The following is a 4566-nucleotide window of genomic DNA, read 5'->3' on the forward strand; positions in this document are numbered from 1 at the left end:
GCGTCGGGCAAGTTCGGAGTTCGGTGAGGGTTATGGGGAGCTGACCACGGGTCTGAAGCAGGCTGTGGATGGCATCAATGACATGTCGGAGTCGCTTCTGGGCATGATGCGTGCGATCCAGGACCTGGACACGCAGCTCGCCGGCGGCTGACACCGGCCGTCCATCACGTGGAGAGGGGCGCTGTGCAGGATCCGTCCCGCACGGCGCCCCCTTTCGTGGTGGATCCGCACGACTTGCAGGCGCCCGTAGGGCGATGACACGGAGGGCATGACATGGCGGGGGACGGAGTTCTCTACCCGATCGATGATCTGAAGACGACCAGCGCGCAGCTGATCGCGATCGTCGACGAATTCGAGGCGGCGTCGAAACGACGGGACGACCTCGAGCACGCGGTGGGCCGGCCGGACGGCGACGATCGCCTGAAGAATCGCGTGCACGACTTCGAGGGCAATTGGGACGACAGCCGCGACAAGCTGCTGTCCAAGCTCAAGGAGATCTCCGACCGGGTCAAGGGCACCGTCGACGAGGTCACCAAGACCGACACCGACATGGCCAGCTCGATGCAGCAGTCCGGCCAGGGCACGGGCGGCGGCCACGGTCGCGCCGCGACGAACTGAGGGGGAGCGGGATGAAGACGCACAAGGGGCATGAGGTCGCCGTCATCGAGGGCGACGCCTCCGCGATCAGCGATCGCGGCACGACCATCACGACACTCGCGACGCAGATGACCACCGCCGCGCAGACCCTGCAGGACATCAAGAGCGGCAAGCTCGTCGGCAAGGGCTACGCGATGGACAAGATCAAGGACGTCGTCGGTGATGTCCATGGCGATCTCGACGAGGCCGGCCGTCGCTACAAGCCCGCGGGCAAGACCCTCACCGACTACGCCGGCGTGCTCGCCACGGTCCAGTCCCAGATGAAGACCATCGTCAGCGACTGCGAGACGAGTGAGAAGGCGCTGGCGACGGCTCAGACCGACGCGGATCAGGCGAACCACGCGCTCGCCCTGCATGCGACGGCCGTGGCCGACCATCCGCCGACCCCGGATCAGGAGGCGTCGTCCAAGAAGACGGGGGACACCCTCTCCGGTGCCGCGACCTCGGCGCAGTCGACGCTCGCCACGGCGGGTAAGGAGCACGATCACAACCTGCACCGCTTCGACACCGCCTACGACACGTGGAGCGACGCCTACGACGACGCCGTGAACGGGCTCGGCGACGCCAACAAGATCGGCAAGGACAGCCGCTGGGAGAATATCGCCGGCGTGCTCGCGGTGATCTCGGAGTGGGTGTCCTGGATCGGCCTCGCGATCGCCGTGCTGGGCCTCATCATCGGCGGACCGTTCTTCGCGATCGCCGCGCTGGTCGTCGGCGTCATCGCCCTCGCTCTCACCGTCGCGCTCATGTTCGACGGCCGGAAGGGCTGGGGCGATCTCGCCTGGGCGATCGTCGGGGTGCTCCCGATAGGCAAGCTCGGTCAGGGGTTCGGCAAGTTCTTCAAGGCGATCCCCAAGCAGCTCACCGGCCCGCTCGGCCAGATCCGCAACATCCGCGGGATCTCGGCCGTCGCGAAGAACGGCTGGAAGGCCGGATCGAAGGTGAACTTCGCCGCGTTCGTCACCAAGGTCTCCAAGACCAGGATGACGGGGCCGTTCTCGCTGGCAGGGCTCGGGCAGCGCTTCCTCGGCGGGGCGAACCGCTCGTTCACGGTCGCGTTCCAGGACGCGGCGCAGGCGGGCACGGGATATGGGAAGCAGCTCGTCAAGCAGCTTCCCACCGCGTTGCAGGACCTTGCGAAGGGCTCGGCGCCGTCGACATGGGAGAAGGCCTGGAACGTCTACAAGTGGGCGGACAAGGGTGTGGCGATGTCGAACGGGAAACCGTCGGGCGGGCTGTCGCCGGCGAAGATCCTGAACGGTCTGGTGGGATGAGCCCATCGATCACGCGCACCCCGGGCCAGGCCACCTGGGATCTCGCGTACGACTCGGCCTGGTTCCTCCCGCTTCCGACGTCGGACGAGCTCAGCGCCGATCCGGCCGCGGAGGACGCGTGGGTCGACGGGGTGCTCGCGCACTATGCCGACCGTGCTCCGGTGACAGACGGGGACCGTGAAGCCCTCGCGCTCACCGCGCGAGGGCTGCTGGCCATGGTCGATGATGCGGCGACGCAGCTGTGGTTCGTGCCGCCCGGCGCCTACAGCGATGTGCTGATCGGGATCACCGTCGGCGACGTCGAAGGGCTGGATCCCGATCGACTTCTGGCGGAGATCGGCTCGCTGCCCGATGCCACGGCATCCGACATGATCGGGATCGACACCGACAATCTCGGAACCGGCGTGCTCGTGCGTCGCACGTCTGCAGCGATGGTCGATGACGTGGCGGTGCCGATCGCGAACTGGACCGTCGTCCTCCGCAAGGGCGAGTGGGTCACTATCGTCGAAGCCATGGGATCCACTCTCGAGACCTTCGCCGCGCTCGAGCAGCACCTGCCGCGCCTGCTGGCCGGCATCTCGCTGCCCGACGGCATCGCCCCATGAGCATCGCGCCCTGGTTCGAGGCCGCGGCCGAGTTCGAGCGGGACCTCCTGGCGCGCAACGCATCGCTCGCGGAGCTGCATCGTCAGGCGCAGGTCTCGGGGGCGTCGCGCATGAAGGAAGCCGCCGCGCTGCGTGCCCCGTCGCCCTGGCAGGGCACCGTGTCGTCGTCGGGGATGCGGCAGGCGCTCCTGGAGGCGGAGGTCTTCGCGCTCCTGCAGGAGTACGCGACCCGTGCCGCCGCATCGATCGATTCCGCCGACGCGGCACGCTGGTCTGCTCTGGTGGGCGAGGGGCTGACCCGGTCCGGTCGCGGACTGCTCGTCGACGAGGTGCACAGCAGCTCCACCGGTGCCCTCCTGCTCCGTGAGGCGTGGGGATTCAGGCCCGCCGTGCCGAACCGCCCGCTCATCGACTGCGCCTGCGGCTACGCCGAGAGCGGCGTCATCGGCAAGGGGCTGTGCATCGAATGCAGCGAGCTCGTGGCGCGCAGATGGAGCGCCGAGGAGCTGCGTCAACTGGCGATGGTGCCGGAGTACCGTGCCAGGGTCGAGGAGATCCTGGCTGACGCGGAGGCACGCCAGAACAAGCAGATCGGCGCGCGCAGCGAGACGCCGCTGGACGACGTGCGTGGAAAGCGCGCACGGGCCGGCCGGCGTCTGCGGTGGCTGCGCCGGTCGATGCGGAGTGCCCTCGCGGCGAGCGGGGGACTCCCGTCCGCGCGCTGGCAGCAGCTGGCGGCGCTCACGGCGCGATCGATGCAGACGTCGCTCCGCTTCGAAGCGGCTCGCGCAGGCAAGCGCGGGCTCGGCGCCGCCGGGCTGGCGGCGCTCGCGATGAAGAGCGATCGTGACATCATCGGCTGACTCCGCGCCGGCGCAGCTCATCCGCCCCGCCCCGTGCGGCGGGCACCGGCCCCGGATCACCGATCGACGGCAAAGGACGACGACATGGGAACGATGAACGATCTCGGGATCGAGCTGAGGTTCGGCATCCCCGCCTTCCGGTTCGTATTGCCGCCCGGCTGGGTGCAGCACGTGCCGACGAACGTCGCGCAGGAGGACGACGTCAAGCGGGCCAGCGCGATCTTCAGACAGGCGAACCGCCCGGATCTGGATGCGGAGTTCCGCACCCTGATGGCGCAGACCAGCCAGGCGATGGCGCGCACCAAGGTGTTCGCGATCTACCGCCAGGAACAGGTCGAGATGGACGAGCTGCTGCCGATGTCGATCACGGCATCCGCGCTCAGCGCCGCGGATGGCGAGAACCTCGACGGCTGGGTGTCGGAGGCGTTCCGCACCAAGGGCGCGCAGTTCCTGGACGAGGACGCGAAGCACATCGTGCGATGGCGGTCCGAGCCGCAGCGCCCGGCCGACGCGCGCCGGATCGAGGGGGTGAGCGGGCGCACCCTTACCTACGTGATCCCCGCTCCCGGCACGCAGCGCCGCAAGGCCCTCGTCTTCACCACCACGATCGTGATCCCGGACGGCGACGTCGTGCCGGGCGAGGTCGTCGACTCGCTGGAGCTGCTCAGCGACGCGATGATCTCGACGTTCACCTGGGAGCGCGAGCTCGAGGAGCCCGTGCTGCCGGCCGCCTCACGGGGCGACGACTCCGTCGACTGATCGTGCCGAGGCCGATCCGGCGGCATGGGGAGTCCTCCCCATCGACGGGGTTGTGGTGGGGTTGTTAGGTTCTTCTTGTCGGGCCGGTGGGGTCCGGTCCAATCGATTACCGGAGGTGGATGATGGCCGATTTCGGTGCGTCTTATGCGGAGATGGAGCAGGTGGCTTCGTCGCTGTCGCAGGCTCGTGATGACATTCAGGGTCAGCTGGACACTCTGAAGGGGCAGGTGGACAACCTGCTGGGTGAGGACTTCAAGACGCAGCATGCGTCGGGCAAGTTCGGTGAGGGTTATGGGGAGCTGACCACGGGTCTGAAGCAGGCTGTGGATGGCATCAATGACATGTCGGAGTCGCTTCTGGGCATGATGYGTGCGATCCAGGACCTGGACACGCAGCTCGCCGGCGGCT

Annotated in this window: 6 protein-coding genes; all 6 read left to right on the forward strand. The window is 68.2% G+C overall.

Annotated elements, in window-relative coordinates; all coding sequences use genetic code 11:
* The first annotated feature begins 273 nt into the window (after positions 1-273).
* Complete coding sequence (locus AC1DMN_RS18120; protein ID WP_440733167.1) at positions 274-618, forward strand: hypothetical protein; 345 nt, start codon at positions 274-276, stop codon at positions 616-618.
* Positions 619-629: 11 nt separating this feature from the next.
* On the forward strand, positions 630-1931 hold the full coding sequence (locus tag AC1DMN_RS18125; protein WP_440733168.1) for a putative T7SS-secreted protein: 1302 nt from the start codon (positions 630-632) through the stop codon (positions 1929-1931).
* On the forward strand, positions 1928-2536 hold the full coding sequence (locus AC1DMN_RS18130; protein WP_477231199.1) for a hypothetical protein: 609 nt from the start codon (positions 1928-1930) through the stop codon (positions 2534-2536). Before AC1DMN_RS18125 ends, AC1DMN_RS18130 begins: the two co-directional genes overlap by 4 nt.
* Entirely contained in the window at positions 2533-3399 is an 867-nt protein-coding gene (locus AC1DMN_RS18135) for a hypothetical protein (protein ID WP_477231200.1), read from the forward strand. Before AC1DMN_RS18130 ends, AC1DMN_RS18135 begins: the two co-directional genes overlap by 4 nt.
* A gap of 84 nt (positions 3400-3483) precedes the next feature.
* Positions 3484-4158 carry a hypothetical protein gene (locus tag AC1DMN_RS18140; protein ID WP_477231201.1) on the forward strand — a complete coding sequence of 225 codons (675 nt, stop codon included), beginning with the start codon at positions 3484-3486 and terminating at the stop codon, positions 4156-4158.
* Positions 4159-4277: 119 nt separating this feature from the next.
* Positions 4278-4566: WXG100 family type VII secretion target (locus AC1DMN_RS18145; RefSeq protein WP_477384742.1), on the forward strand; the 289-nt coding region annotated here is incomplete at its 3' end.

The sequence above is a fragment of the Microbacterium sp. 01T413_2 genome (assembly GCF_056398985.1).